Origin of the sequence: Ningiella ruwaisensis, assembly GCF_004798935.1 — a bacterium.
Taxonomy (GTDB): domain Bacteria; phylum Pseudomonadota; class Gammaproteobacteria; order Enterobacterales; family Alteromonadaceae; genus Glaciecola; species Glaciecola ruwaisensis.
Map to the genome: position 1 here is coordinate 27644 of NZ_RAHT01000007.1, position 25561 is coordinate 53204.

Here is a 25561-nt window from a genome sequence, read left to right on the forward strand (position 1 = left end):
TAGCTCATGGCGAAAGGACCTGAACTCTCTATTCACTGCCAAAGCTGCAGCTTTTCGCATCTTTGCCTGCCTGTAAGTCTTAATAAAAATGAACTTGAATCGCTAGACGATATCATTGAGCGCAAACGTCCTTTACACAAGCATGACAAATTGGTTCGTGCTGGGCAGGCATTTCATTCTCTTTACGCTGTTCGGTCCGGTTCATTTAAATCCTACATCAGCGATAAAGACGGTGTTGAACAAATAGTGGGATTCCACTTTCCGGGCGATATCATTGGCTTTGATGCATTAAAAGATGATACGCACCAGAGTTACTCGCAAGCGCTTGAGACGGCGATGGTGTGTGAACTCCCCTACGAAACCTTAGATAAAGTATCGGAAAAATATCCTAAGCTGCGCCAACAAATCATGCGTTTTATGAGTTCTGAAATTAAACACGATCATGATCTTATGATGTTGTTAAGCAAGCGCAGCGCTGAAGAGCGTTTATTGCACTTTATTAGCCATTTGTCACAGCGCTTTGATGAACGTGGATACTCCGCCAAACAGTTCAATCTTTCCATGACTCGTAACGAAATAGGAAACTATTTAGGGCTAACGGTAGAGACAATTAGCCGCTTACTCACGCGTTTCCAAAAAGAAGGCTTAATTCAAGTCGATGGAAAGCTCATCACAATTTTAGATTTTGATGGTTTAAGGCACCGTATTCCCGAGTCCGAAATTCCTTTTACTGCGGCAAACTAATTTATTCGTTGATGAGTCATATAAGCATAAACTGACATTCTCTAATCTTATTAACAACTTAATTGATTTAGAACAAGGTGGTTACATGCAAATGTAAACCACCTTTCTTATACTACAAGGGTAATAAATTCATCCACTTATTTTAAAAGCCTGGAGCGCATATGTTGACTAGTACCCGCATTCTTGTTGTGTTTGACCCCTACCATGATAGTCAGCCAGCTTTTGACCGAGCCTGTTTTTTGGCGCAAAAACTAAATGCAAAATTGTTATTAGTATCGTGCATTTATGACGAAACCTATGACATGACGAACTTTCTTACCACTGAACAGCGGGTAGATATGAAAACCGCACTCATTGAAGGACAGACAAAGGCTATGCAAGCCTACGTGGGTAAATGTGATAATACGGATGTTGAAATTAAAGCGGTATGGCACAAATCACTGTATCGCGGGATCATAGATGTCGCTTCACACGAACATTGCGACTTAATTGTAAAAAGCTGCAAGAGTCACAACAAATTAGCGCATCGCATTTTTACTCCGAATGACTGGCACCTTTTACGTCACAGTCCAGTAAATGTATTGATGGTGAAAGAGCACGACTGGCCCGAAAACGGCAATATCGTTTCTGCTATCAGCATCGACACTAACGACAAAGTACATAATCTCCTAAGTGAACGTATAACGAGCATCAGTACCGAACTTGCCAAAATGGTCAATGCCAATGTCCATCTTGCAAATACCTTTGCTGGCGCTCCCGTGCATATCGCTATAGAGGTGCCAAGTTTTAACGCTCAGGCTTACAATCAGGACGTACAGGCCAAGCATGAAACAGAAATAAAAGTGATTGCCAAAGAGTATGGTATTCCGGAATCCAATGCGCATGTGGCAGAGGGTTTACCAGAGGATGTCATTCCTGCCTTGTGTGAAAATCTGGACGCTGAGCTGTTAGTATTAGGCTCTGTTGGCAGGCGAGGTATAAGCGCAGCCTTGCTGGGAAATACTGCTGAACATATTATCGACAAAGTAAATTGCGATACCTTGGTGATCAAGCCACAAATGCATTAGGTCTAAATCTTAGATGAAAAAACGCGGTAATTTACGTATACTTGCCGCGTTTTCTACTATCTAAGACTTATGTTTCATGTCAGTAAAGCCAAAAACCACATACAATTTTAATAAACTTCAGAAGCGAATTCGCCGAGAGACAGGCAAAGCCATCGCTGACTTCAATATGATTGAGGATGGGGATAAGGTCATGGTTTGTCTTTCCGGTGGGAAGGATAGTTACACCCTTCTGGACGTTCTTTTGTACTTGCAGCGCATTGCCCCTATTAGTTTTTCGATTGTGGCTGTAAACCTGGATCAAAAACAACCTGGGTTCCCGGAACACGTACTACCGGAGTATCTTACAAATTTGGGCGTGGACTATCGTATTGTCGAGGAAGATACTTACTCCATTGTTAAAGAAAAAGTGCCAGAAGGAAAAACAACCTGCGCGCTATGTTCGCGTTTGCGCAGAGGAATTTTGTATAAAACGGCGTCGCAACTTGAGGCGACAAAAATTGCTTTGGGTCACCATCGTGACGATATGATTGAAACATTGTTTCTTAACATGTTTTATGGTGGGAAAATGAAATCAATGCCACCTAAACTCCTCAGTGATGATAATAAACATGTGGTGATCCGCCCTCTTGCTTATTGCAAAGAAGCTGACATCGCTCGATATGCTCAGCATATGGATTTTCCAATCATTCCATGCAATTTGTGTGGCTCTCAAGAAAATTTGCAGCGCAAAAATATAAAGATGATGCTTCAGGACTGGCATAAGCGTTTCCCTGGAAGAATTGAGTCTATGTTTAGCGCCATGCAAAATATTACTCCCTCTCATATGCTTGATCACACGCATTTTGACTTTAAATCGTTAAATAGCAGCACTATGTTGGAAGGTGAAGGCGATATTGGCTTTGACTCACCTGACCTTCCCATGCAATTTAAAGTTAATGAATCGAATGATGAATTACACGAAGGCAATCAGGTCATTCATACTAGCGTGATCCAACTGAAGTAACATTTTAATTGACAGTCAATAAGGAGATTCGGTGAAAATAGGTTTAGCACTTGGCGCAGGCGCAGCACGTGGATGGGCACATATTGGTGTGATAAAGGCGCTTGAAGAGATTGGTGTCAAAATAGACGTGGTTGCCGGCTGTTCTATTGGTGCCTATGTCGGCGCAGCATATGCAAGTGGTAAACTTACCGAGTTGGAAACGTGGGCAAATTCATTGACCGAATGGCAAGTATTCGGTTTGTTAGGCATTGGCTTTAGACGCGGCGGATTAGCCAGCGGCCAGAAGGTGTTCGACAAACATAAAGCCGACTTTTGTGCCCCTTCTTTCGAGCAAATGCAAAAACCATTTACCGCTGTTGCAACGGATTTATATTCTGGTAAAGAGGTTGTATTTAATAAAGGTGATATTAACGATGCGATCCAGGCTTCCTGCGCCATACCTGCCCTGTTTGCACCCATCGAACACGAAGGTCGCTGGCTTATCGATGGAGCTGTGGTCAATCCAGTTCCGGTGAATCAGTGTCGTCAGCTAGGAGCAGACTTTGTCATAGCAGTAAATTTAAGTGCAGATTTTCGCCCCCAATTGATTGAAAAGTTTGAAGATGAGCACCGTGAGTCGCAGCAGAAAACCGACGAGTTTATCGGGAAAGCATCAAAAGGCTTTATGAAACAGTGGTTCTCACCTGATCCAAAACCTAATAAAAAAACAGCACCAGGAATTGTCGGGGTAATGAGCAGCGCCCTTGAAATTTTGCAAGCACGAGTCACCCGTTCACGACTGGCCGGTGATCCGCCCGATATATTAATAGAGCCCCAATTAAGAGATGTGGGCCTGCTCGAGTTTCATCGCGCAAAAGAACTGGCGGAAAATGGCGAAAGAGCGGTACAGCGGCTGGCAGAACAAATTGCCTATCAGCTGAATATCAGAAAAGACACGCTGATGAAAAATGAATAGGAAATGCTCAAAAACTATATTAACTGCTGGTTACAGCGGTTACGCGTAGCGGCGCTTCAGGTAAACGGATAGGTTTGCCGTTTTCAAAGAATGCTTTATCCAATTTTAGATTACCTTGAATAATTTCATAGCCATTTGAAAGTTTTGTGCTTAAGGTTTCGTCTCTGAACTGAAGCATTAAGCCGTTTACGCTGGGCATCATAAAAGACATAAAACTGCCCATCTCATTAAAAAATGCCTCGTATTGCTCAAATAAAAAGGCTAATTCTTCAAAGCTATAGTTGGCCTTCAAATATTCAGGCTTGGTTTCTAGTTGCACAGAAATATCGCAATGATTGCTCTGTTCAACAATATCAATAATCACCAGGGCATCGGCTAAGCGCAAAGCGCGCTCAGTTGGGACAGTAAAGCGATTTTCTTCGCTAACCTCAAGCGGGATTTGCTTTTTATCGGTGCTAATTCGTGCGCTTTCAATTTGGCATAAGGCTTTACTGTGTATATTTACAAAGCCGAAGGCGAATTGAAGGGCTTGTGTATCTTCGTTATTGAGTTTGCGCACATGGGAATAAAACGTTTTATATTCGACTTCTATCGTTTCAGCGCGTGTCACATCACTATACAAAACCATAAACAGAATCGGAAATAAAATCAGGGAGACAAAAATGGCTTTAGTTGCCAGAGACCGATTCATTATTTTGCTTTTGTCAGAATTTACTAAACTTGCCAACTTGCTCATCTCCGCTTTTTGAAACTTATAATCGTACATAAATTGCTAAATCAGGTCTCTGTTGATTTGTATCATCAGTTGTAACTCTTCAACATATTCTTCGCCGCGTTCAGAGTACTTATGGAGGCCTTCAGCAAGCTTCATAGCGGTAATCTCTTGCTGGTTTGTCCGCAACTTACTCCTGATACTGCGTAACTCTCGGTATGCGGGGTGTCGGTTAATATTCCGCATATAGGAATACATCGCTGACGATAAATCATCGAACTTTGCTACTTCATGTACCGCGCCTGAATTTCTGCGCTTTGGAACAAATCCACAGCCTTCTACAAAGCACCATATACCAAAAAAGTTATATCCTTCCTGTGCAAAACGACTGGTTCCCCAGGCAGACTCATTGGCGCTTTGTATCAGTACCAGTTCGGCAGGAATAATATCAATTTTGCGCAATAGTGCGTCAAAAATCTTTATCTCGTCTTGATCAGTATCAACACGATACTCTTCTATTAGCCATTCTAGCTCTTCTTGCTGGCTTTCACTTAAGGATTCACCAGCTATCAGTTTAGCTCGTAAACCTTGTAAATAGGCACGTAAATTCAGTAAATATTCATTTTGTAGGTCAATTGCTGGGCGAAGGTAATTAAAAAACGCTTTCTTTTTATCTTCTACCCTTTCAAATTGAGAAAAGTCAGGAACGGGATCATCTGCAAACTCCACTTCCGGAATATCAGCAACAAAAGAAGGACTAGGTTGCATAAAAATAACAAGTGCGATCACAAGCACAAGGCTCAAAGCTGCGATCCCAATAATTTTTGCCTTATGTTTCAGCTTAGCGTTTTTGTTAAGCATCAAATACTCCTGATTGAGATGGATCGTTCTCAGTCCTTTGTTTGTCCTCTTCTTGCCCACAAAATAGGTCTTGATAAAGGACTGCTTTCACATTGTAGTAAAACGGACCGACCCAAATCAGCGCAAAACCAAATGAAATGATGACGCCGAATAACAAGGCAACGAAGATTAAAAATAAAATAGTGAAAGGGAATAAATACGCGTTCACCATCCTCACAGATAATACAATAGCCGAAAATGGCGTGACTCCCTTATCAACAATTAAGGGCAGAGCAAACGTTGTCGCCATTAAAAGGTAAAAACCGGGAATGACAAAAAGCGCAAATCCTAAACTCACTGCTAAATTAATTAGCACAAAAGCAACACCGAGCGGCAGGATATAGGAAATATAAGCAAAAACCTGAAACAAACTGATACCGTTGTTTCTCACCGTATTAATTGCCAGCATGACTAAACCTGCTAGCAAGGGAGAAAGAATAACGTTCATAATCAATTCACCAATGGCAAATCGCGTCTGGTCGACATTCTGAAGTTGAGCCACAATGTCCTCTGCGCTTGAATCACGTATATCAATACCGATAAATGCATAAAAAATAAAGGTTAGCGCTACAAAGACCGCGACGGTCAGCATAATAGCTCCAAAAAGCATAAGGGTATTTTGACCGCTCACCTCTCTGGCTTTGCTCAACACACGCTTTACATCAAACTCATACTTTTTCGCAAGCATGCTTTGAATATGGGCATGATTTTTAAGCTCTGATTTACTCAATCTCAATACATCTCTCTGTTTGCTGGAGTTAGATACAAATTACCTCTTAAGGATTAATACTAACATTATTGGAAAAAGACTAATAGAAGCGCCATTGCTATAAGCACTGCACCCATCACTCTATCAAACCAGTGACCATGACTTACGTAAGCACGTCGTATTTGCCTATGACTTACAAGAATACTGACTAATATAAACCAACAAGCTGTAGCAACGGACAAATAAACACCATATATGGATTTTGCGAGCAAGGTGCTTTCGGCCGGAATAGCCAGCGTATAGAGCGTAAGAAAAAACAGCGTCGCTTTTGGGTTAAGTCCATTCGTGACAAAACCTATGATAAACGCTTTTACACCAGAGTGGGCGCTAATACTTTGCGGTGCGTCATCGTCGTGGCGACCGGGTCGACTTCGCAAGCCACTCACCCCCATCCAGATAAGATAAGCGGCGGCTGCATACAGTAAACTTTGGTAAATCCATTCGGTTGTTTTGATGATAATGCTGACACCTAAAATACTGTAAGCCACGTGAAGCAGAATACCAGTGCCCACACCAATACTGGTAATAATGCCAACACGCCTGCCTTGCTGAAGACTTTGTTTCATGACTACAGCAAAATCAGGACCAGGACTTGCAACGGCAAAGGCATGCATAATAGCGATGCTTAACCAAACAGTGACATCAATCCCCATCGGCAGTATCCTTTTTTGTAGTGATGGGTAAATGGGTTTGCATGCCCCATTCCGACCACGAGCCGTCATAAACGAAAAGTGGTGAGTAACCCAAAGCATCTGCTGCTTGAGCTAGAATACAGGCTGTCACACCGCTACCACAGGTAAAAATGAGATGAGGATTAGCGTCTTTATTGCGCTTTGCTTGTTCTTGCATTGCTTGTTCTTTTATTGCGCGTTCATTCATTACGCGTTCTTTCATCGCGCATTCGTTCATTACATTGTCAAATTCTTTACGCAGTGCATTTTTATCTTTAAATTTACCGTTTTTATCTTGCAAACGTGCGTAGTGAAGATTTAAGGAGTTAGGGATGTGCCCTGCCCTTAAATTAGGTTTAGACTCATTTTGCTCTCCATCAAAGCGCGTTTGTGAGCGTGCATCCAGCAATACCTGAGCATCGTTATCTTCACTGTCTGATTCTACGATCTGCCTGAGAATGTAGTCTCTGTCAACAAAGCGAAAGTTGGTAGATGGACTGGCGATATATGATGTTTGCGTCGTTCCTGAATTCACACATGCCGAAGTGAGAAGCTGAGTGTCGGTTGGCAAATCTGCATGAAGCCAGGCAGCCAGGCCACCGCGTAATACCTGAATCTTATCATGCCCCATTGACTTAAACATGAACCACACGCGAGAGGCACAAAAGTTACCAAAATCATCGTAGACAACAATGTGACTTTCGTTACTGATACCTAAGCGCTCTACTTCACGCTCAAAATCATGTGCCGGCGGCATGGTGTTGCTTAAAGAGGAGGTTTTGTCCACAACATTATGTTGAAAGTCAATGAAGATAGACCTGGGAATATATTTGTCTGGATTAGCACTTACAATCTCGGGCTTGGAGGCTGGCGCATTTCGCATGCTTGTATAAAGCACAACAAGATTGCTGTTAGATTGTATTTCGTCTGAGGCTGTGTTTTTTGTGTTGGGCCTTGCGTCGAATGTTGCGTCAAGTATTGTTTTATAATCAATAGATAAGCGTTCAGCCAAGTCTTTACACGAAATTTCAGATTCAATCATTGCTTGTTCTCAAAAATACTGAATATCAATAGCTTAATGTAAATTCAGTATAGGGTAAACGTATAGATACAATCAGTAAAATGGCTGAGATGAATGAGTGAAAATGACTTTGAAAAGTAGTTGGTGCCCGGGGCCGGACTTGAACCGGCACACCATTACTGGCGAGGGATTTTAAATCCCTTGTGTCTACCAATTTCACCACCCGGGCATTTTACTTCGTATTATCAAAGATTGATAACAGAATAAGGGGGTATGTTTTTAAATTAACAGCAATAAGTGGAGGCGCCGACCGGATTCGAACCGGAATAGTACGGATTTGCAATCCGCTGCATCGCCATTCTGCCACAGCGCCGTAAATTTACTTAGTACTTAGCACACTTCAAAATCAAACAATTCAGAATCAAACAAGTCAAAATCAAACAAGTTGAAAGAATTGGAGCGGGAAACGAGATTCGAACTCGCGACCCCGACCTTGGCAAGGTCGTGCTCTACCAACTGAGCTATTCCCGCTCTGAAATGTGCGGTGCATTCTACCGTTAAAACAAAAGCTGTCAACCACAAATCTACTGAAAATAAGCTACTTAGCTAATTTTTAAGCACTTAGTGCATTAAGCATACATTTTGCTTATTTAAAAACCTTCCAGGCAGCAATTGAGTAACTCATCATGGACCACAGTGATAAAACAGCCGCTATCCATAATAGTATATAACCGAGTGTCACCCAGTAAATTGTCACGCCTAAAAATACTTCGAGGCCTGAGAGCAAGCCGATAAGCGCCAGCATTTGCGCCATTGTTTTTGCTTTACCGATAAAACTGACTTTAACAGCATCAGATGCATCATGTTGCCCCATCCATTCTCTTAACGCCGATACAAAAATTTCTCGCATTAACAAGATGATGGCCGGTACTGTGATCCAGATGTCTGCATATGTGTGAGTAACCATCAATAAAGCGGCTGCAACAATGAGCTTATCTGCCACTGGGTCCAAAAATGCGCCAAACGCGCTAGACTGCTCTAACTTTCTGGCAAGATAACCATCAAACCAGTCTGTAATGGCCGCTAGCCAAAATAAAAAGGCACCTGCTTCATGCGCCCAGCGCCAGTCTAAAAAATATACAGATACAAAAATCGGAATTAATATCACGCGAATAAGCGTAACAATATTCGGTATAGTCCACGTCATAGAACTGAAATCTTTTATCGTTCTTCTTTGCCACGCATAATACCAGAACTAGACTTAAGCGTGTAAATAATCATAGATAGTTTCAGCTAAATCTTCACTGATCCCCGGTACTTTTGCAATCTCGTCCCTGCTCGCTTTTTTAAGGCCCTGCAGGCCTCCCGTATATTTGAGTAATGCCTGACGTTTTTTTGCGCCAATTCCTGGAATTTCTTGTAAAACTGACTGACTTTTTGCTTTTTGCCGACGATTGCGATGTCCGGTGATGGCGAAACGATGTGACTCATCCCTTATATGTTGAATAAGGTGCAAACCAGGTGCATCTGACTCGACAGGAATTGTTTCGTGGGAATCTGCCAATATCAGAGTTTCGAGGCCTGGTTTTCGTGTGGTGCCTTTTGCAACCCCTACAATTAATGGCGTAAACTCGCTCGGCCAGTCCTGAAAATGCTGTTCAGCCTGAGATAGCTGACCTTTTCCGCCGTCGATTAATAGAACATCAGGCATTTTGGCATCTTTGTTAGGTTTTTTGTATCGACGCTTGAGTGCCTGGGCCATCGCTGCGTAATCATCCCCTGGCGTTATACCTTCTATATTGAAGCGTCGATAATCAGACTTGAGCGGACCGTTTCGGTCAAATACAACACACGATGCCACAGTTTGCTGCCCAGACGTGTGGGATATATCAAAGCATTCCATTCGTTTAATAGGGTTATCGCTACTCAGCAATCGTTCTAAATCGCTAAAGCGGGCAAAAATGGACTTTTGCTGATTTTGCTGTGTTTCCAACGCATTTTCAGCATTGGTGTTTGCCAGTTTCAGGTATTTGCGTTTCTCATCGCGGATCCCTTCGTAAAACTTTATTTTACGATGCGCCTCCTGAGACAGTACATCCTGCACCTCTTCTATCTCATCAAACTTTATCGGAATAACGATTTGTTTTGGAATAAGCTTGTTTCCAGCCAAGTAAAATTGCAGTAAAAAAGACTGGAGAATTTCTTCGGGGGTAGCGCCTTTTGGTATTTTTGGGAAAAAAGACTTACTCCCAAGCAGCTGGTTGTCACGTATGAACATCCCATAAATACAGGCCATTCCATTCTTAAAGCAAAAACCAAAGACATCCATTTCCTGCTGTGAACCGCTTATTAATTGTTGTTCTTGCACCTTTCTCAAGGCGCTTATCTGGTCTCTGTATTTTGCTGCCTGCTCAAAATTAAGTGCCTCACTTGCTTTTTCCATTTTGGCAACAAGTGTTTGTATAACTTCTGCGTTTTTTCCTCTTAAAAAAAGCGTAGCTAAACGAACCTGCTCATCATATTCCGCTTCACTTACGTAGCCCTCAACACATGGCGCTGAACATCGCTCTAACTGATACTGCAGGCAAGGACGCGAGCGATTTCGATAATAACTGTCGTCACACTGGCGAACAGGAAATAATCGCTGCATTGAACGGAGGCTTTGACGCACTGACCATGCACTTGGATATGGACCGAAATATTCTCCCTTCGCTTTTTTGGGGCCTCGATGAAAAGCTAGTCTGGGATGTTTGTGGTCTGATAGAAAAATAAAAGGATAGGATTTATCATCCCTTAACACCACATTGTAGCGAGGGCGGTATTTCTTTATGTAGTTATTTTCAAGCAAAAAAGCTTCGGTTTCGCTTGATGTAAGGGTTACATCAATATTGGCTATATTAGCAACGAGGGATTGGGTTTTACTACTGTCTACGTTTGCTCTGAAATAAGAACTTAAACGCTTTTTTAGGTTTTTAGCTTTACCAACATAAATTACATCGTTTACCGCATTATACATACGATAAACACCTGGCTTGGAAGCCAGGTGTTTTAAAAAGTGTTTGGGTTCAAAGGTGTTTTCTGAGCTTGCCATGACCTTTATGTGGCGGTTTGAATTAAGTCATGCCTGAGGGCTAAATGCGTTAATTCAACGTCTGATTCAATGCCTAGTTTATCAAAGGTACGATAACGGTAGGTATTCACAGTTTTTGCACTTAAATTTAGCGAGCGCGCAATTTGAGTGACTTTTACGCCCTGTGTAATCATCATGGTTATTTCTAACTCACGCTCGGTAAGTGCTTCAAAGGGATTTGACTGATTCAAATCCAGCGCACCAATGGCAATTTTTTGTGCAATCTCGGGGGAGATGTATTTTTGTCCGCTCGCCACTTTGTAAATAGCGTTAATCATTTCGCTATGCTCAGCATCTTTTGTCAAAAACCCATAAGCCCCGGCTTGCATTATTTTGGCCGGTATGGGGTTTTCTTTGTGCATAGACAAACAAATTACGCGTGAATCATCACACATGCGTAGAATTTTTTTGGTTGCTTCAAGCCCGCCCATTCCGGGCATGCCTACATCCATCAACACAATGTCGGGAGAATGTTTGCGGCAATAGGCAACTGCATCTTCACCGTTTGCCGCTTCTGCGACAACGTTAAAGTCTTTCACGTCGTTAAGTATTCGACTTATCCCTGTCCTTACGAGCTCATGGTCATCCACTACTAAGATTTTGATCACGTCGTAAATCAGCCTTATTGTTATTGTCGAAATTTTCTTTGTTGAACTGCGTGCAAGCTAAGTGTGTAACTGGCAGCATCTTAGTATCATACAATTATTGGCATTTGGGAATAGCTAATGAGGGCTATAAAGCTATACTTTGGTTTAAATTTTAATCATCTAAGCAAAAAATAAGATGATATTAGTGCAAAATGGCATCCTGCCATTTTGTCGAACCCAGCGGGGCTTCTCAACCTTCCCTTTCAGACAAATACAAAAAAACCGCCACGTGGGCGGTTCTTTTAGAATATTGGTGGGAGGGATTCATTCGGCGCATCCATGCGCCTCACCCTTCGGGCGCGCTTTGCGCGTGCAAAATGGCGTCCTGCCATTTTGTCGAACACAGCGGGGCTTCTCAACCTTCCCTTTCAGACAAATACAAAAAAACCGCCACGTGGGCGGTTCTTTTGTATTTGGCGGAGAGGGAGGGATTCGAACCCCCGGAAGGTTTGACCCTTCGCCTGATTTCAAGTCAGGTGCATTCAACCGGACTCTGCCACCTCTCCAATGGGTGCGCATCTTAAAATCGAATCAGAAAAATGTAAAGTGCAAATATCAAAAAATCGTAAAAATCTTACTTTGTTCGCACATTTTTCCGACATGTATTCGCAAATGAACAATATATACTCTTATTAATCACGATAAGACTTGAATTATTGAACCAAACACCCTACAAATAGACTAAGAATAGTAGAGTAAATCACTCGACTATTTTTGTTTAAGAAGTAGCAAAAGTTAGTTCTTGATTAACTTCTAAACAAAATAAACAATACTCAAGCATTTACTGGAGAAACAAATGGACAGGCGTACTATGTATTCGAGCGCGGCAGATCGTCCCGCGATTGAGATAAATAAAGTACTTCGTAACACTTACATGTTATTGGCATTAACCATCGGGTTCAGTGCGATAACAGCCACTATCTCTGTCATGGCAAATGTTGGCATGATTGGGTATTTTGCAATGATCATCGGCGGATTCATCAGCTTATTCATTGTTCAGAAAAAAGCCGATTCCTCTGCGGGTCTATTTTGGGTCTTCGTTTTCACAGGTTTGTTCGGTGGTGCGCTTGGCCCAATATTGAATATTTACTTAGCTGCAGGCGCAGGCTCAATTGTCGCGCAAGCTTTAGGCGGAACGGCGTTGGTTTTCTTTACGTTGTCAGGCTATGCGCTTGTAAGTAAAAAAGACTTTAGCTTTTTAGGCGGCTTTTTGATGGTAGGCTTGGTAGTAGCCATTGTAGGTATTATTGCAAATATCTTCTTAGCCATCCCAGCGATGAGCATGGCAATTAGTGCATTGGTTATTTTCATTATGTCGGGTTTAATTTTGTTTGACACAAGCAGAATTATTCACGGCGGAGAAACAAACTATATTCGCGCTACCGTTGGACTATACCTAAATATTTACAACATCTTTGTTCACATGCTTGCTTTACTTGGCATGAACAACGACTAGCTTGTATTATCCTCGTATTATATTTTGCAATTTACGCCCCACATTCTGGGGCGTTTTTGTTTATGAAGAAAAACGTTTATAAACGCTTCTTCTACTTGAACTGGCAAATTACTAAGCTCGCATATTAAGAAGCGTCTTATTATAATGCGGGACACGGTAATCCAGGACACAATAATGCAGGACAAGATAATCCAAGACACCGTGCTTTTAGATCGAGCCTGGTTTACTTACATCCTGTTCAATATTTTGAGTCAATGAATTATGCAGCGCTTTGCTATTTTTGTTACTAAAAGTCCCTATGATTCTCGGAATGCTGAATCAGCTCTGCGCTTTTGCGAAGCCGCTATTACAGCTGGGCATCGTATTGAACAGGTGTTTTTCTACCAGAGCGGTGTTCACAACTCGTCTACCTTTTTGGATTTAAATACAGATGAAATTAATATGTGCAAACGTTGGTCGGAATTTAAACTAGCTAACGATGTGCCCCTCAATCTATGTGTTACAGCGGCTGCTCGTCGGGGCATTGTAGCCGAGGATCAAAAAAGCAAGCCTGACTCAAATTTGGCTGCGGCGTTTACTCCGGTGGGGATGAGCGAATATTTTTCAGCGCTAAATGAAAATGCCAAAAACGAAAAGGACGCCGCATCAACTATTAAGAGTATTCAGTTTTGAGCGCCTATTTGTTAATTATAAGCACGCATGCGCCGTATCATAGTAGCTTTGCTATGGATGCTTACGAGGCCGCGCTTGGTGCAACAAACGTTGGTCTTGAGGTTCGTTTTTTATTTCAGGGAAACGGCGTTTTTCAATTGCTAAGTGCGCAAACGCCAGCAGGTATCCAGCACAAAAATATGGCCAAAAAGTTAAAGGCGCTTCCCCTTTTTGATATTGAAGACATTTATGTGTGTAGCAAAAGCGTCGCGCTTCGCTTTGAAGCAATCAGTGGGCAAAATCATGCGCAAAATTATACAAACGAGTTTTTTGAAAAAATCAGCATTTCAGATGAGCTTGAGGCTCAAATAGTAAATGAGCAAGAACTCAATATTCTCATGGCAAACGCATCACATATTCTGAGGTTTTAAATGCTGATACAAGTCTTATCCAATAGTTTCGATCTAGTGCAAAGCTATTTGCCAAACAGCGTTCAAAACGATGACGAGAACAAAGAGCGGGCAGGGTCCGTTGAAGCTGATAAAAAGATATGCGTAGTATTGTTGCAGGACGGCGTATATTTGTATCCAAGTCTAGTCAGGATATTAGAAGAAAAGGACCTCAATAATCTTATTGATTTAAGGGTTTTGGATATAGACTGGATGGCCTCAGGATTAGGAGCTTTAGTCTCTTCAGCAGACAAAAGCGGTGCACAAACCATCGAGCGACACCTCGTGAATACCCAGCAGTGGGTGGCACTTTGCGCTGAGCATTCTCCGATCATGACCGTTCAAGACTAACAGAAGAAGTATACGAAATAATGGAAGCATCCAAGCCACACAACACATTACCCAAGCAAGATTTTCTAAAGGTTAAGGGACGCGAGCTTGAATTGGACAGACACGGCTATTTAGCCAATTATGAAGACTGGTCTGAGAACGTCGCTCTGGCCTTTGCAGAACAGGAAGATTTAGCACTTAATGATAAGCATTGGGAAGTTATTCGTTTTGTACGCGAGTTTTACGAAACTTATGATACAAGCCCTGCGATAAGGGCTTTGGTTAAGGCTATGAAAGAACAATTTGGACCCGAGGTAGGAAACAGTCGATATTTACACCGATTGTTTCCAGATGGTCCGGCAAAGATTGCAACAAAACTAGCCGGTCTGCCAAAGCCGGCTAAATGCCTATAATTGCTAATAAGGCTTTAAAGCCAGCAACCTGGTATCGCATAGGATCTCTCATATAGACGCCTGTTTTCTATGCGTATATTTTTATTTCTATTTATGTCACGTTAATTTCAGTGAGACCATTCATATAGGGCACCAGAGCTTCTGGTACCTTTACACTGCCGTCAGCTTGTTGATAGTTTTCCAAAATTGCCACTAAGGTACGACCAACTGCCAAACCTGAACCGTTGAGTGTATGCAGTAATTCAGGCTTTTTCATATCTTTGCTCTTGTATCTGGCCTGCATCCTTCTGGCCTGGAAGTCTCCCATATTTGAGCAAGAGCTGATTTCCCGATAGGTATTCTGCGCGGGTAACCAAACCTCCAGATCATAGGTCTTACAGGAACCAAAACCCATATCGCCGGTACACAGAATGACTTTGCGATATGGCAGCCCTAATTTTTGCAGAATCGCTTCTGCGTGTGAGGTCAATTCCTCAAGCGCATCCATGCTCTGCTCTGGCAAGACCAGTTGTACCATTTCGACTTTGTCAAACTGATGCTGTCTTATAAGACCGCGTGTGTCTCTTCCGTAACTACCGGCTTCACTTCTAAAACAAGGCGTGTGCGCCGTCATTTTAAGCGGGAGTTCTGTATCTGCAAAAATATGATCACGGGCGATGTTGGTTAAAGGAACCTCAGCCGTGGGAATAAGAGACATACCCTGCCCCTCTTCGGTAGCTGGTTTGGTATGAAATAAATCCTCACCAAACTTTGGCAGTTGCCCTGTGCCATAGAGACTATCTGAATTGACCAAATACGGTACGTAGACTTCCTGATATCCGTGCTCTTGGGTATGCACGTCTAACATGAATTGAGCAAGTGCTCTGTGCATGCGGGCGATTGCGCCATTCATCACAACAAAGCGAGAACCTGAAAGTTTTGCGGCCGTCTCAAAATCAAGGCCTTTGCCCGCCTGGTTACTGATGCGCTCACTAATATCTACGTGATCACGCACGTCAAAATCAAACTTGGGTATCTCTCCCCATTTTGTAACTTCAACATTGTCTGCTTCGTCTTTACCAACGGGCACTTCTTTTGCCGGCAGGTTTGGCGTTTCTTGATAAAAAATGTTTAACGCGTTTTGCACATGCTCAAGTGCATCTTTTGCTGCATCCAGTTTTTCACCAAGTTCGCTAACTTCAGCCAATAAAGGCGCAATATCTTCACCCGACGCTTTTGCCTTACCAATAGACTTGGAACGCGTATTTCGTTCATTTTGTAAATCCTGCGTTTCAATTTGCAAGCTTTTACGTTTTTCTTCAAGTTCCTCATACGCGACAACATCCAGTTTAAATCCGCGTGTTGCAAGTACTTCGGCAGTTTCATGCAAACTGTTGCGAAGTAAGCGTGGGTCTAGCATAGTGACTTTATCCTTTAATTAACATCATTGCGCACCAAACTGCCAACACGCAGAGGCACACGTTTAAAAATACGGTTATTACAGCGTGCAACCATTCGCCTTGCTGTAAGAGTAATAATACTTCTAATGAGAAGGTCGAAAAGGTGGTCAAGGCACCTAAAATGCCAACAATAATAAACATTTTAAGGTCATCGTTTATTTGGCTGTGAGTCATAAAATGCGCATATGCCAAACCGATACAAAACGAGCCCACCACGTTTACGCTAAGGGTAGCAAATACCGAGCTTTTGCCCAATAAATTTATAAACACAACATTGGTAAAAAGCCTTAAACAGGCTCCAATTGCGCCTCCAATTGCAACATAGACGTACGTGAGCCAGGTAATTGTCATAGTTTTGTGTAACGCAACTGCGCGCTCCTCACTTAAGTCCTTGAATTTTAGCTATTGTTTGACGCATTGTCGTCTAATTCTTTCAGAAATGCGATTTTTTGTTGTAGCTGCTTTTCAAATCCACGTGAATTGGGCTGATAATACTCTCTGGCAGGCATTGCGTCCGGGAAGTAATTTTCGTTGCTGGCGTAGGCGCTTTCTAAATTATGAGGGTAAATATAATCACGTCCGTGGCCCGCCTCTTTTGCCAGTTTCGTTGGTGCATTGCGTAAATGTTTGGGAACAGCTTCACTATGAAATTGAAGTGCATCGGCTTTCGCTGCTTTAAAGGCTACATAAACCGCATTACTTTTAGGTGCTAGCGCACAATATATAACAGCCTGAGCCACCGCCCGTTCCCCTTCGGCCTGACCAACTCGATGATAAACGTCCCATGCCGTCAAACAAACCTGCAAGGCTTTTGGATCGGCATTTCCTATATCTTCAGAAGCGATCGCCAAAAGCCTTCGGCAAATAGGCGTAACGTCTGTGTTGGCGCATAGCATTCGGGCAAACCAATAAAGCGCAGCGTCTTTTGCGCTACCACGAATTGATTTATGAAAGGCTGAGAGTAAATCATAATAATGATCACCTTGCTTATCAAATGCACCAATACGCTCACCCACCGCAAGCTCAAGGCTTGCTAAATCAATTCTTATGGATTTGCCTTGCTCTTCAGTGATATCACACGCTAACTCGATTGCATTTAATAAGCGTCTTGCATCACCATTGGCGTATAACAATAAAGCAGCTTTTGCGCTCTGTTCAATGGTTACAATTTTGTTTTGCTCTGATGATAAGCGCCCAAGCGCCTTGATACAAAGCTTGTCCAGAGCCTTTTCATCAAGTGCTTCAAGGCTGAAAACGCGCATACGTGATAGCAAAGCCTGATTTATGGAAAAAGCAGGATTTTCAGTCGTAGCACCAATTAATCGGATTACACCACTTTCCACAAAAGGCAGAAATGCATCCTGTTGCGCTTTATTGAAACGATGTATTTCATCCACAAATACAAGCGGAACACGAGCAAATAAGCCTGCCTGTTCTGATTGTGCCTGTTGAGCAATCGCTTTAATATCTTTTACGCCCGAGTTAATGGCTGAAAGTGAAATCACCTTTGTGTCGCCTTCAGTGGCTAACACATGTACTAAGGACGTTTTGCCGCAGCCAGGAGGCCCCCACAAAATCATTGACGGTATGTTTTTTTTCGCACTTAAGCGACGGAGTATGCCACTTTCTCCCATCAGCAATTCGTTGCCAACGTAATCGTCAAAACGCGAAGGTCTAAGCAAATTAGCAAGGGGAGAAGACATCAATTCACCTTCGCTGCCTAGCGCTGGTCGTCAATAATGTAAGTTTCAGGAAACTCTGGTCGAAATAAATCAGCAGGTAAGGCTTTATTTGTGCGCTGCTTTGAAAGTGAAATAAAATTAACCTGCCCCTGACGATCTGTTGAGCGTAAGCTTAATAAATTCTCTTTGTCAAAGGTCAGTTCAAGGGCAACAATCGTCGCATCCTGTTCAAGCGTGGTGATGAGATAACGTGAACTTCCCCGGATAAACTGCCTATCTGGATTTGAGTCCTGACTTCCAGGCAAACGGGCTTCCAGGGTCATCGGAATTTGTAGTTCACTAATATTCACATTTTCCCATGCGTTCTCATTATCTGAAATCAGCAGCATAAGCGGATTATTACTTTCTATTGCTGATTGACTGATGATGCTGACCTGTTCAACAAAAGGGTCGATGTTATAGACAACTTCTCCGTCAGCTATAAATAACGATTCATCAGGTGACTTCACCTCCCATCTTAATTTATTTGGTTTGCTTAAGGTAATCGTGCCTTCGCTCTGCTGGAGCGTTTCGCCCTGCTCATCTTTGATGACTTGAGTGAACGAGGCTTGTAAATTTTTTAATTCGGCCAGCTTCTCTTTGAGTTCGATTTTGGCTCGCTGTGCATCAGCATTTGACGCCTCCTGACTATTTGAGGTTTGCGCAATAGCCGTATCTGAGAATGAAGCGAAGGCAAGGCTGCAAATACAAACAGCGAAAAACAGGAAATCGCGCGATAAGCGCTTGAAAAACGATGAACGAAGATCACTGTAATACATTATTTTACTCAGATACATGGATTAGTCCTTTGGTGGTGGCGGTGCAAGTACTTCACGGTTGCCGTTGTGCCCTGCACTGCTTATGACGCCATCCATTTCCATTTGTTCCACGATACGTGCGGCGCGATTGTATCCAATACGGAATTTGCGTTGAATGCTTGATACCGAAACTTTGCGTGTTTCTGTCACAAAGGCGATAGCCTCGTCATAAAAGGCGTCATAGTCCTCAGCATTAGATTCGCCTTGCTCACCGGGAAGAAGCACCTCAGCGTTTGTTTCGCCGTTTAATATCTCATCAATATATTGAGGTTCTCCTCTTGCTTTCCAGTCAGCGACAACCGCGTGCACTTCATGATCGTCAACAAAAGCACCGTGCACTCGCGTTGTTATACTTGTGCCTGGGGGGTTATACAGCATATCACCCATTCCCAATAATGATTCTGCTCCCTGTTGATCCAATATGGTACGAGAATCAATTTTACTGGACACCTGAAAAGCGATACGCGTTGGAATATTGGCTTTTATTAAGCCGGTGATAACATCAACGGAGGGGCGCTGGGTTGCGAGGATTAAATGAATTCCGGCTGCCCTGGCTTTTTGTGCGATGCGGGCAATAAGTTCTTCCACCTTTTTACCCACAATCATCATCATGTCTGCAAACTCATCTACAATCACAACGATAGACGGCAGTTTATCCAGCGCAGGTGCTGAATCTTCCATACTCTGATTAGGTTGCCACAGCGGATCGTAAATTTCCTCGCCAGCGGCCTTTGCCTGCGCAATCTTTTTGTTGTAGCCCTTGAGGTTTCTTACCCCTAACGCAGACATTAAACGATATCGACGCTCCATCTCGCCTACACACCAGCGAAGTGCGTTTGCCGCCTCTTTCATATCGGTAACAACTTCTGCTAACAAATGCGGAATGCCTTCGTAAACAGACAGTTCCAACATTTTAGGATCGATCATGATCATGCGAACATCTTCAGGCGTTGATTTATACAACAAGCTTAAAATCATGACGTTAACGCCAACTGATTTCCCCGACCCCGTTGTACCGGCTACCAATAAGTGCGGCATTTTTGCAAGATCAACTACCACAGGGTTTCCAGAAATATCTGCACCAAGCACCATGGTTAGGGGGGAATCGTTATTTTGAAATTCATCACAGCCTATTACTTCGCTCAAACGCACCATTTCGCGGTGTTTATTCGGTAACTCGAGCCCTATTACAGATTTACCTGGAATCACTTCAACAACGCGTACTGAAATCGCCGACATAGCGCGCGCCAAATCCTTGGCAAGGGTTGTAATTTTACTCACTTTTACTCCCGGCGCCAAATCCAGTTCAAATCGAGTGATAACAGGCCCGGGAAGCACATCGACCACTTCTGCCTGAATATTGAAATCGGCCAGTTTTGCTTCCAGCAGCCTTGAAACCTGATCCAACTCTTCTTGCGTGATAGGATTTTGCTTTTTATCGGCTCTTTCTAATAAATCGAAGGAAGGCATTGGCTCAAGTGGCTGCTCCGCATCAGGGCCTGATACTGTAGCGTTTGATTTGCCTGATGAATTCGTCTGCGATTTTGATACGGAACGACTGTCGACATTGGCATAGTTGCTTTGATCAGTTTGCCTGCCAAATTCTGACACGCTTTCATCATTAACAGAAAACGGTGCCAGCTCATCATCATCCAAAGCATCGTCGGGAATGCCAAACGAAGGTTCAACGGCTTTTCTTTTTGCAGCCCTGTTCGAATCAAGCGTGGTATCTCTGCGTGAAAAGCCAGGTTCAGCGCGAACGCTCGTAACGGTTACTTTTGATGAATCAGCCCTGCCCTCTTCTGTCTCGTCGTCGGATTTGCGCTTCGGACTGGGTAAGGACAATTGTCCCACTTTATTTGGCAATGCGATCAGCGTTTTACTGCTTTTGACAGTTATGGCACCAATAAAATCAATAATACTTAACCACGAAATCCCCGTGGCCAAGGTAAAACCAGTGCAAAAAAAGCAAAGTAAAAGTAAAACTGCGCCGACAAAGTTAAAATGCGGCATTAGGGCAGCACTTATAATATCGCCCATTGCACCGCCAGCAGACACTGAATAAAAATCATCGAAATTAATACTGGCGATCCCGGTAAAGCCAAAAACCATTAAGACCACACCTATCAGGCGCAAACTGATGGTTAAATAATCCAGCTCTTTAAGACTGCGCAGATGAAGAAATACAAACCAGCCAATAAAGGCAAGCGCAAATGGCACTAAATACGCTGTAATGCCAAAGGTAAATAATAAAATATCGGCACAATATGCACCAACCGCGCCCATCATATTTTGAACTTGCGCGCTTAAGCCTGCTTGCGACCAACCTGGATCGCTCGGATGAAATGATGCAAGCGAGACCAACAGAAACAAGGCAAATGCACATGAAATGAGCATGCCGACTTCGATGATTCGCTGAATGCCTGATAATCGTGACATATTATAGTTATTAGTTAGCGCCAATAAGACTGATGTAAATTAAAAACGAGCTAAGATTAGCATAAAATGAAAGCGCATATCACCTTAATAAGCGCTTTATAAACTGCCAACTGCCTAAGAAAACGGCAGGTGAAAATAAAGTGATTTGTTTTATGCTATTTCATATTTATTTTAATGCGCGACGTGTGTTTAACTTCTTCCATAACAACATAGGTTCGGGATTCGCTTACGCCGGGTAATCGTAACAGCGTGTCGCCAAGCAGTTTTCGGTAGCTCGACATATCAGCAACCCGTGTTTTCAACAGAAAATCGAAATTTCCTGATACTAAATGACATTCCTGAATGTCTTCGTGTTCTTGCACCGCCGCAGAAAATTCGGCAAAGATATCCACAGACGTTTTAGTCAGGGTGATTTCGACAAACACAAGCATCGCTGCCCCAAGCTTTTCAGGGTTAAGCTTTGCATGATAACTCTCAATATACCCTTGAGCTTCCAAGCGTCTAACCCTCTCCAAACAAGGGCTAGGACTTAGACCAACAACTTTTGCCAGTTCGACATTTGATATCTTTCCGTTATTTTGTAACTCAGACAAGATTCGACGATCAATTCGATCGATATGCTTTGGTGTTTTAACCAGCAATATATTCACCTGCTAAATTAAGCAATATCAAACTAATATACTGCATTTTATATAAATACAAAATTTTTATTTCCATAAGTTTCGGTACAATGCGCAAAAATTTGTAATCAGCTTTATAAGAGAGAAGCTATGTTAGTTGGTGTACCAAAAGAAATAAAAAATCACGAGTATCGCGTTGGCTTAACCCCGGCAGCGGTGAAAGAGTTTGTTGCACACGGCCATTCAGTCATTGTTGAACAAACTGCAGGGACTGCCATTGGATTTCCTGATGAGATGTACATCAATGCAGGTGCTGAAATTATCGCTACCCCAGAAGAGATCTTCGCCAAAGCTGATATGATTGTGAAGGTAAAGGAGCCTCAGCCGAATGAATGTAAGATGTTACGTGAGGGGCAAATTCTTTACACCTACTTACATCTGGCACCTGATCCTAAACAAACAGAATTATTAGTCGCCTCAGGCGCAACCTGTGTTGCTTACGAAACGGTAACCGATGCCAAAGGAGGCTTACCGCTTTTGGCACCCATGTCTGAAGTGGCTGGACGCATGTCCATTCAGGCAGGGGCACATTATCTTGAAAAGGCACATGGTGGTAGCGGCACACTTTTAGGTGGCGTACCGGGTGTTGCGCCTGGCAAAGTACTTATCATCGGTGGTGGTGTAGTGGGTACACAAGCAGCCAAAATGGCGGTAGGTTTGGGTGCAGATGTCACTATTTTAGACCGCTCGCTTCCGCGTTTGCGCGACCTTGATGATATCTTTTTGGGCCGCGTTCACACTGTTTATTCCACCGAAGAGGCTATTGAGCATTACTCTTCACGCGCAGACTTGGTTGTTGGCGCAGTGCTTATCCCGGGTGCAGCAGCGCCAAAACTATTAAACCGTGAACACATTAAAAATATGAAACCTGGCTCTGTACTGGTTGATGTTGCCATCGATCAGGGCGGTTGCTTTGAAACATCAAAAGCGACGACGCATCAGGATCCTGTTTACATTGTTGATGACGTGGTTCATTACTGCGTTGCCAACATGCCAGGCGGCGTGGCGCGCACGTCGACTATGGCACTTAACAATGCAACCTTACCTTTTGGACTGGCGCTTGCTAACAAAGGCGCGAGACAGGCCATGCTAGATGACAAAAATCTGCTAAATGGTCTGAATGTGCACAAAGGTTTGGTAACCTATAAAGCCGTTGTCGATGCCCTGGGCGAACAGCTTAATCTAACTTATTGTGATGCGCTTGAAGCTTTAAATAAATAAGTTGAAGTGAGTTAAAAGAAAAAAGTCCGGGTATTTACAAAATACTCGGACTTTTTGTAAGTACTTTTTGTGAAGCGACACTTAGTTAAAGACAAACTCCAGCTTCAGCGAAGCACCAATAAATTAAATGCTACACGGCTAGACCGAGGGACTCATTGATATCCAATAGGCTCTGCTGAGGCGATAGAGACTGCGTAATAGGCCTGCCAATGACCAGATAGTCAACGCCAGCCTTTATCGCTTCTGAAGGTGTCATAATGCGTTTTTGATCATCGCTGGCACTGCCTGAAGGACGGATGCCTGGCGTGACCAAGCAAAAATCTTTTCGCACATACTCTCGCAACATTGTCGCCTCTTGTGCCGAACACACCACACCATCGGCGCCCGCTTCTTGCGCTAGCAGGGCTAAATCGCGCACCTTGCCGGCAATATCGCTATTTTGGTAAACGGCTTTAAATTGCGTCTCGTCCATGCTAGTAAGCACCGTTACCGCAGTAAGGAAAGTCTGATGGGAAGATGATTGCAGCGCTTCTTTGGCAGCAGCAATCATAACTGGGCCGCCGCTGGCATGAACATTAACCATCCAGACACCTAGTTTACTGGCAGCGCTTACCGCCTTTGCAACTGTGTTTGGAATATCGTGAAATTTCAAATCCAGAAAGACATCAAAACCTTGGTCAATCAAAAAACGCACCCAGTCCGGTCCAAATAGCGTGAACATTTCTTTGCCCACCTTTAAGCGGCACTGATTTGGTGATAGCTGACTAACTAGGTTCTTTGCTGCATCAATATCATCAAAATCGAGAGCGACAATAACGGGAGATTTTACAATCGACTGGCTCAAACTAACTACCTTTTCTTTATCAACGTTTGTTTATTGGTGCTACTCACCGTCTAAACCTTTTATTGGCTTGATCACAGACCACTTTTTACATGACGGACACAACCAGTAAAGCTGACGCCCTGAAAACCCGCAGCTGTGGCAACGATATTTAGGCCGTTGTTTAATTTGCTTGATAATCAAGCCCTGCATTTGCTCCAAGCTTTGTTGCGTGCGTTTATCTGGTAAGGCTTTTTGATATAAATTCAATAGTGACTCGAAGCCTCGCATGGTTGGATGGTTTTGCAACTGACGATTTAAGGTATCAATCGCCTCTTCCATTTCACCTTTACGAGCCAGAATTTTCACTTTTGCAATATAAGACGAGGCACATTTTTGCCAATATGGCTCAAGCAGCTTTTCAAGCTTGTCCCAGCCGTCGGTTTTGCCTGCACATTGCTCTAAGAGCGGAATGGCTTCACTTAACCAGTCCAGATCGCGTTTTGGTATTTCAGCCAGGTAATCCATCGCTTGCGCATATTCTTCTTTTTTAATCGCAAGTTTACCTAATTCAAGCCAGGCTCTGACCTCTTTCCCTTCGACCATAATGGCTTTTTTGAGGGTGAGTTCTGCGCCGTCTAAGTCACCTTCCTGAATTTGTTCAAGTGCTTGCTCGCAATAAAAATGCGAGAGTAACAAATACATAAACTCGTCGTTTGGCGTAATTTTAAGACTGCGAGAGGCTAATTCAACTGCTTTATACCACTCTTTGGTAACCTGATAGATGCTAAACAGCTTTGCCTGAGCAGTGTTAAAATGCTTTTCATCTTCCAGTAGTTGAATAAAGACACTTTCAGCGCGCTCCAAAAACCCCGCCAATAAATAATCCGTCCCTAATTCAACTAGCGCCAAGGCTTCCTGACGTTTATTAATTTCTTCCCGACTGACAAGATTCTGATGGACGCGAATAGCGCGATCTAATTCTCCGCGGTGCCGAAAAAAATTCCCCATCGCGATATGCGTTTCTATCGTGTCGTTATTGACACTAATCATTTTCATAAAGGTATCGACCGCTTTATCAGCCTGATCCGATAGCAAAAAATTCAGACCTTTATAATAATGATTCGATAAGATGGATGACTGCTTTCGTTGGGCGCGACGTAAGGTATATCGGCCCATTACCCAACCATAGGCAGCGGCGACAGGCAAAAGAAGAAAAAGATATTCGATCATCTACGGGTTTTCGTTTTTAGCAAGTTTATTTAATTTACGGCTTAACAAACTCACCTTCACCCGAAGAGCAAGGTACTTGGTCAAGATAGTAGACATGCCTAAAATAAAACCTGCGAGCATTGACCAAACCATAAACGTAGACACGCGCATTTCGGTTTGTGCAATTAGATAGTTGACCGATATTAACTCGGCGTTTCTTGAGCCAACTACTAACGCTAACAATAAAAGCAATACAACAATTATAATGACTAAAATTGCCTTCATGGCCTGTC

26 protein-coding genes, 4 tRNA genes and 2 pseudogenes are annotated in these 25561 nt (G+C 43.0%); 10 read left to right on the top strand and 22 right to left on the bottom strand.

The window, feature by feature from the left end:
* Positions 1-6 precede the first annotated feature (6 nt).
* From fnr to rssA, 4 genes are all read left to right on the top strand, one after another.
* Entirely contained in the window at positions 7-744 is a 738-nt protein-coding gene (gene fnr, locus D6V41_RS14215) for a fumarate/nitrate reduction transcriptional regulator Fnr (protein ID WP_136252209.1), read from the top strand.
* A 161-nt stretch (positions 745-905) separates the two neighbouring features.
* Positions 906-1811, top strand: coding sequence for a universal stress protein UspE (uspE, locus tag D6V41_RS14220; protein ID WP_136252210.1), 906 nt, complete (start codon positions 906-908; stop codon positions 1809-1811).
* Between the two features lie 76 nt (positions 1812-1887).
* On the top strand, positions 1888-2814 hold the full coding sequence (ttcA, locus tag D6V41_RS14225) for a tRNA 2-thiocytidine(32) synthetase TtcA (protein WP_136252211.1): 927 nt from the start codon (positions 1888-1890) through the stop codon (positions 2812-2814).
* Positions 2815-2845: 31 nt separating this feature from the next.
* Complete coding sequence (gene rssA, locus D6V41_RS14230; protein ID WP_136252212.1) at positions 2846-3769, top strand: patatin-like phospholipase RssA; 924 nt, start codon at positions 2846-2848, stop codon at positions 3767-3769.
* A 19-nt stretch (positions 3770-3788) separates the two neighbouring features.
* Here rssA and D6V41_RS14235 read toward each other — a convergent pair whose 3' ends face one another.
* From D6V41_RS14235 to D6V41_RS14290, 12 genes are all read right to left on the bottom strand, one after another.
* A complete protein-coding gene (locus D6V41_RS14235; protein WP_421907812.1) occupies positions 3789-4460 on the bottom strand; it encodes a DUF2987 domain-containing protein in 672 nt (223 codons plus the stop codon).
* An 81-nt stretch (positions 4461-4541) separates the two neighbouring features.
* Positions 4542-5342, bottom strand: a complete 801-nt coding sequence (locus D6V41_RS14240; RefSeq protein ID WP_136252213.1) for a glucosaminidase domain-containing protein — start codon at positions 5340-5342, stop codon at positions 4542-4544.
* Complete coding sequence (locus D6V41_RS14245) at positions 5335-6117, bottom strand: DUF2189 domain-containing protein (RefSeq protein WP_136252214.1); 783 nt, start codon at positions 6115-6117, stop codon at positions 5335-5337. Before D6V41_RS14245 ends, D6V41_RS14240 begins: the two co-directional genes overlap by 8 nt.
* 59 nt (positions 6118-6176) lie before the next feature.
* Entirely contained in the window at positions 6177-6803 is a 627-nt protein-coding gene (locus D6V41_RS14250; RefSeq protein ID WP_136252215.1) for a LysE family translocator, read from the bottom strand.
* Positions 6793-7863 carry a sulfurtransferase gene (locus tag D6V41_RS14255; RefSeq protein WP_136252216.1) on the bottom strand — a complete coding sequence of 357 codons (1071 nt, stop codon included), beginning with the start codon at positions 7861-7863 and terminating at the stop codon, positions 6793-6795. Before D6V41_RS14255 ends, D6V41_RS14250 begins: the two co-directional genes overlap by 11 nt.
* A 121-nt stretch (positions 7864-7984) precedes the next feature.
* Positions 7985-8071, bottom strand: a tRNA-Leu gene (locus tag D6V41_RS14260).
* A gap of 69 nt (positions 8072-8140) precedes the next feature.
* Positions 8141-8215: transfer RNA gene (locus tag D6V41_RS14265), tRNA-Cys, on the bottom strand.
* Between the two features lie 82 nt (positions 8216-8297).
* A tRNA-Gly gene (locus tag D6V41_RS14270) sits at positions 8298-8373 on the bottom strand.
* Between the two features lie 115 nt (positions 8374-8488).
* The gene (pgsA, locus tag D6V41_RS14275) at positions 8489-9049 is read right to left on the bottom strand and encodes a CDP-diacylglycerol--glycerol-3-phosphate 3-phosphatidyltransferase (protein ID WP_136252217.1); all 561 of its coding nucleotides are present in this window, start codon (positions 9047-9049) and stop codon (positions 8489-8491) included.
* Between the two features lie 54 nt (positions 9050-9103).
* The gene (gene uvrC / locus D6V41_RS14280; RefSeq protein ID WP_136252218.1) at positions 9104-10933 is read right to left on the bottom strand and encodes an excinuclease ABC subunit UvrC; all 1830 of its coding nucleotides are present in this window, start codon (positions 10931-10933) and stop codon (positions 9104-9106) included.
* A gap of 5 nt (positions 10934-10938) precedes the next feature.
* Positions 10939-11580, bottom strand: a complete 642-nt coding sequence (gene uvrY / locus D6V41_RS14285; protein ID WP_136252219.1) for a UvrY/SirA/GacA family response regulator transcription factor — start codon at positions 11578-11580, stop codon at positions 10939-10941.
* Positions 11581-12033: 453 nt separating this feature from the next.
* Positions 12034-12125, bottom strand: a tRNA-Ser gene (locus D6V41_RS14290).
* A gap of 290 nt (positions 12126-12415) precedes the next feature.
* Here D6V41_RS14290 and D6V41_RS14295 point away from each other — a divergent pair.
* From D6V41_RS14295 to D6V41_RS14315, 5 genes are all read left to right on the top strand, one after another.
* Entirely contained in the window at positions 12416-13075 is a 660-nt protein-coding gene (locus tag D6V41_RS14295; RefSeq protein ID WP_136252220.1) for a Bax inhibitor-1/YccA family protein, read from the top strand.
* Positions 13076-13336: 261 nt separating this feature from the next.
* Positions 13337-13747, top strand: a complete 411-nt coding sequence (tusD, locus tag D6V41_RS14300) for a sulfurtransferase complex subunit TusD (RefSeq protein WP_136252221.1) — start codon at positions 13337-13339, stop codon at positions 13745-13747.
* An 8-nt stretch (positions 13748-13755) separates the two neighbouring features.
* Entirely contained in the window at positions 13756-14157 is a 402-nt protein-coding gene (locus tag D6V41_RS14305; protein WP_206663266.1) for a DsrE family protein, read from the top strand.
* Positions 14158-14526: a hypothetical protein gene (locus D6V41_RS14310; protein WP_136252223.1), complete on the top strand. Its 369-nt coding sequence runs from the start codon at positions 14158-14160 to the stop codon at positions 14524-14526.
* Positions 14527-14546: 20 nt separating this feature from the next.
* The gene (locus tag D6V41_RS14315; RefSeq protein WP_136252224.1) at positions 14547-14918 is read left to right on the top strand and encodes a TusE/DsrC/DsvC family sulfur relay protein; all 372 of its coding nucleotides are present in this window, start codon (positions 14547-14549) and stop codon (positions 14916-14918) included.
* A 91-nt stretch (positions 14919-15009) separates the two neighbouring features.
* On the opposite strand, the gene serS is transcribed toward D6V41_RS14315, so the two are convergent.
* The 7 genes and pseudogenes from serS to lrp all read right to left on the bottom strand — a co-directional run bounded on the left by serS (position 15010) and on the right by lrp (position 21976).
* Positions 15010-16317 (bottom strand): serine--tRNA ligase, encoded by a 1308-nt coding sequence (gene serS / locus D6V41_RS14320; protein WP_136252225.1) that lies wholly within the window; start codon positions 16315-16317, stop codon positions 15010-15012.
* A 7-nt stretch (positions 16318-16324) separates the two neighbouring features.
* Complete coding sequence (gene crcB, locus D6V41_RS14325; RefSeq protein ID WP_136252226.1) at positions 16325-16708, bottom strand: fluoride efflux transporter CrcB; 384 nt, start codon at positions 16706-16708, stop codon at positions 16325-16327.
* 47 nt (positions 16709-16755) lie between these two features.
* A complete protein-coding gene (locus D6V41_RS14330; RefSeq protein ID WP_136252227.1) occupies positions 16756-18060 on the bottom strand; it encodes a replication-associated recombination protein A in 1305 nt (434 codons plus the stop codon).
* A gap of 17 nt (positions 18061-18077) precedes the next feature.
* Positions 18078-18875, bottom strand: a complete 798-nt coding sequence (locus D6V41_RS14335) for a LolA family protein (RefSeq protein ID WP_136252228.1) — start codon at positions 18873-18875, stop codon at positions 18078-18080.
* Between the two features lie 3 nt (positions 18876-18878).
* Positions 18879-20663, bottom strand: a pseudogene (locus tag D6V41_RS14340) (DNA translocase FtsK); the annotation flags it as partial.
* A gap of 198 nt (positions 20664-20861) precedes the next feature.
* Positions 20862-21335 (bottom strand): annotated as a pseudogene (locus D6V41_RS18545) (DNA translocase FtsK 4TM domain-containing protein); the annotation flags it as partial.
* 155 nt (positions 21336-21490) lie between these two features.
* Positions 21491-21976 carry a leucine-responsive transcriptional regulator Lrp gene (gene lrp, locus D6V41_RS14345; protein WP_136252230.1) on the bottom strand — a complete coding sequence of 162 codons (486 nt, stop codon included), beginning with the start codon at positions 21974-21976 and terminating at the stop codon, positions 21491-21493.
* 129 nt (positions 21977-22105) lie between these two features.
* Here lrp and ald point away from each other — a divergent pair, with 129 nt between their 5' ends.
* The gene (gene ald / locus D6V41_RS14350; RefSeq protein WP_136252231.1) at positions 22106-23236 is read left to right on the top strand and encodes an alanine dehydrogenase; all 1131 of its coding nucleotides are present in this window, start codon (positions 22106-22108) and stop codon (positions 23234-23236) included.
* 130 nt (positions 23237-23366) lie between these two features.
* On the opposite strand, the gene pyrF is transcribed toward ald, so the two are convergent.
* From pyrF to D6V41_RS14365, 3 genes are read right to left on the bottom strand one after another with little or no spacing between them, the layout of a single operon-like run.
* Positions 23367-24080, bottom strand: a complete 714-nt coding sequence (pyrF, locus tag D6V41_RS14355) for an orotidine-5'-phosphate decarboxylase (RefSeq protein WP_136252232.1) — start codon at positions 24078-24080, stop codon at positions 23367-23369.
* 39 nt (positions 24081-24119) lie between these two features.
* On the bottom strand, positions 24120-25289 hold the full coding sequence (lapB, locus tag D6V41_RS14360) for a lipopolysaccharide assembly protein LapB (RefSeq protein ID WP_136252233.1): 1170 nt from the start codon (positions 25287-25289) through the stop codon (positions 24120-24122).
* The gene (locus D6V41_RS14365) at positions 25290-25553 is read right to left on the bottom strand and encodes a lipopolysaccharide assembly protein LapA domain-containing protein (RefSeq protein ID WP_136252234.1); all 264 of its coding nucleotides are present in this window, start codon (positions 25551-25553) and stop codon (positions 25290-25292) included.
* Positions 25554-25561 lie beyond the last annotated feature (8 nt).

Excerpts from the sequence above, each read along its gene's own strand:
- D6V41_RS14310 (WP_136252223.1), top strand. The coding sequence starts at position 14,158 with ATGCTGATACAAGTCTTATCCAATAGTTTCGATCTAGTGCAAAGCTAT.
- fnr (WP_136252209.1), top strand. The coding sequence starts at position 7 with ATGGCGAAAGGACCTGAACTCTCTATTCACTGCCAAAGCTGCAGCTTT.
- D6V41_RS14240 (WP_136252213.1), bottom strand. The coding sequence starts at position 5,342 with ATGCTTAACAAAAACGCTAAGCTGAAACATAAGGCAAAAATTATTGGG.
- ttcA (WP_136252211.1), top strand. The coding sequence starts at position 1,888 with ATGTCAGTAAAGCCAAAAACCACATACAATTTTAATAAACTTCAGAAG.
- lapB (WP_136252233.1), bottom strand. The coding sequence starts at position 25,289 with ATGATCGAATATCTTTTTCTTCTTTTGCCTGTCGCCGCTGCCTATGGT.
- D6V41_RS14335 (WP_136252228.1), bottom strand. The coding sequence starts at position 18,875 with ATGTATCTGAGTAAAATAATGTATTACAGTGATCTTCGTTCATCGTTT.
- D6V41_RS14295 (WP_136252220.1), top strand. The coding sequence starts at position 12,416 with ATGGACAGGCGTACTATGTATTCGAGCGCGGCAGATCGTCCCGCGATT.
- uvrC (WP_136252218.1), bottom strand. The coding sequence starts at position 10,933 with ATGGCAAGCTCAGAAAACACCTTTGAACCCAAACACTTTTTAAAACAC.
- crcB (WP_136252226.1), bottom strand. The coding sequence starts at position 16,708 with ATGACAATTACCTGGCTCACGTACGTCTATGTTGCAATTGGAGGCGCA.
- tusD (WP_136252221.1), top strand. The coding sequence starts at position 13,337 with ATGCAGCGCTTTGCTATTTTTGTTACTAAAAGTCCCTATGATTCTCGG.
- D6V41_RS14250 (WP_136252215.1), bottom strand. The coding sequence starts at position 6,803 with ATGGGGATTGATGTCACTGTTTGGTTAAGCATCGCTATTATGCATGCC.
- uspE (WP_136252210.1), top strand. The coding sequence starts at position 906 with ATGTTGACTAGTACCCGCATTCTTGTTGTGTTTGACCCCTACCATGAT.
- D6V41_RS14365 (WP_136252234.1), bottom strand. The coding sequence starts at position 25,553 with ATGAAGGCAATTTTAGTCATTATAATTGTTGTATTGCTTTTATTGTTA.
- D6V41_RS14255 (WP_136252216.1), bottom strand. The coding sequence starts at position 7,863 with ATGATTGAATCTGAAATTTCGTGTAAAGACTTGGCTGAACGCTTATCT.
- D6V41_RS14235 (WP_421907812.1), bottom strand. The coding sequence starts at position 4,460 with ATGAATCGGTCTCTGGCAACTAAAGCCATTTTTGTCTCCCTGATTTTA.
- D6V41_RS14315 (WP_136252224.1), top strand. The coding sequence starts at position 14,547 with ATGGAAGCATCCAAGCCACACAACACATTACCCAAGCAAGATTTTCTA.
- serS (WP_136252225.1), bottom strand. The coding sequence starts at position 16,317 with ATGCTAGACCCACGCTTACTTCGCAACAGTTTGCATGAAACTGCCGAA.
- pgsA (WP_136252217.1), bottom strand. The coding sequence starts at position 9,049 with ATGACGTGGACTATACCGAATATTGTTACGCTTATTCGCGTGATATTA.
- ald (WP_136252231.1), top strand. The coding sequence starts at position 22,106 with ATGTTAGTTGGTGTACCAAAAGAAATAAAAAATCACGAGTATCGCGTT.
- D6V41_RS14330 (WP_136252227.1), bottom strand. The coding sequence starts at position 18,060 with ATGTCTTCTCCCCTTGCTAATTTGCTTAGACCTTCGCGTTTTGACGAT.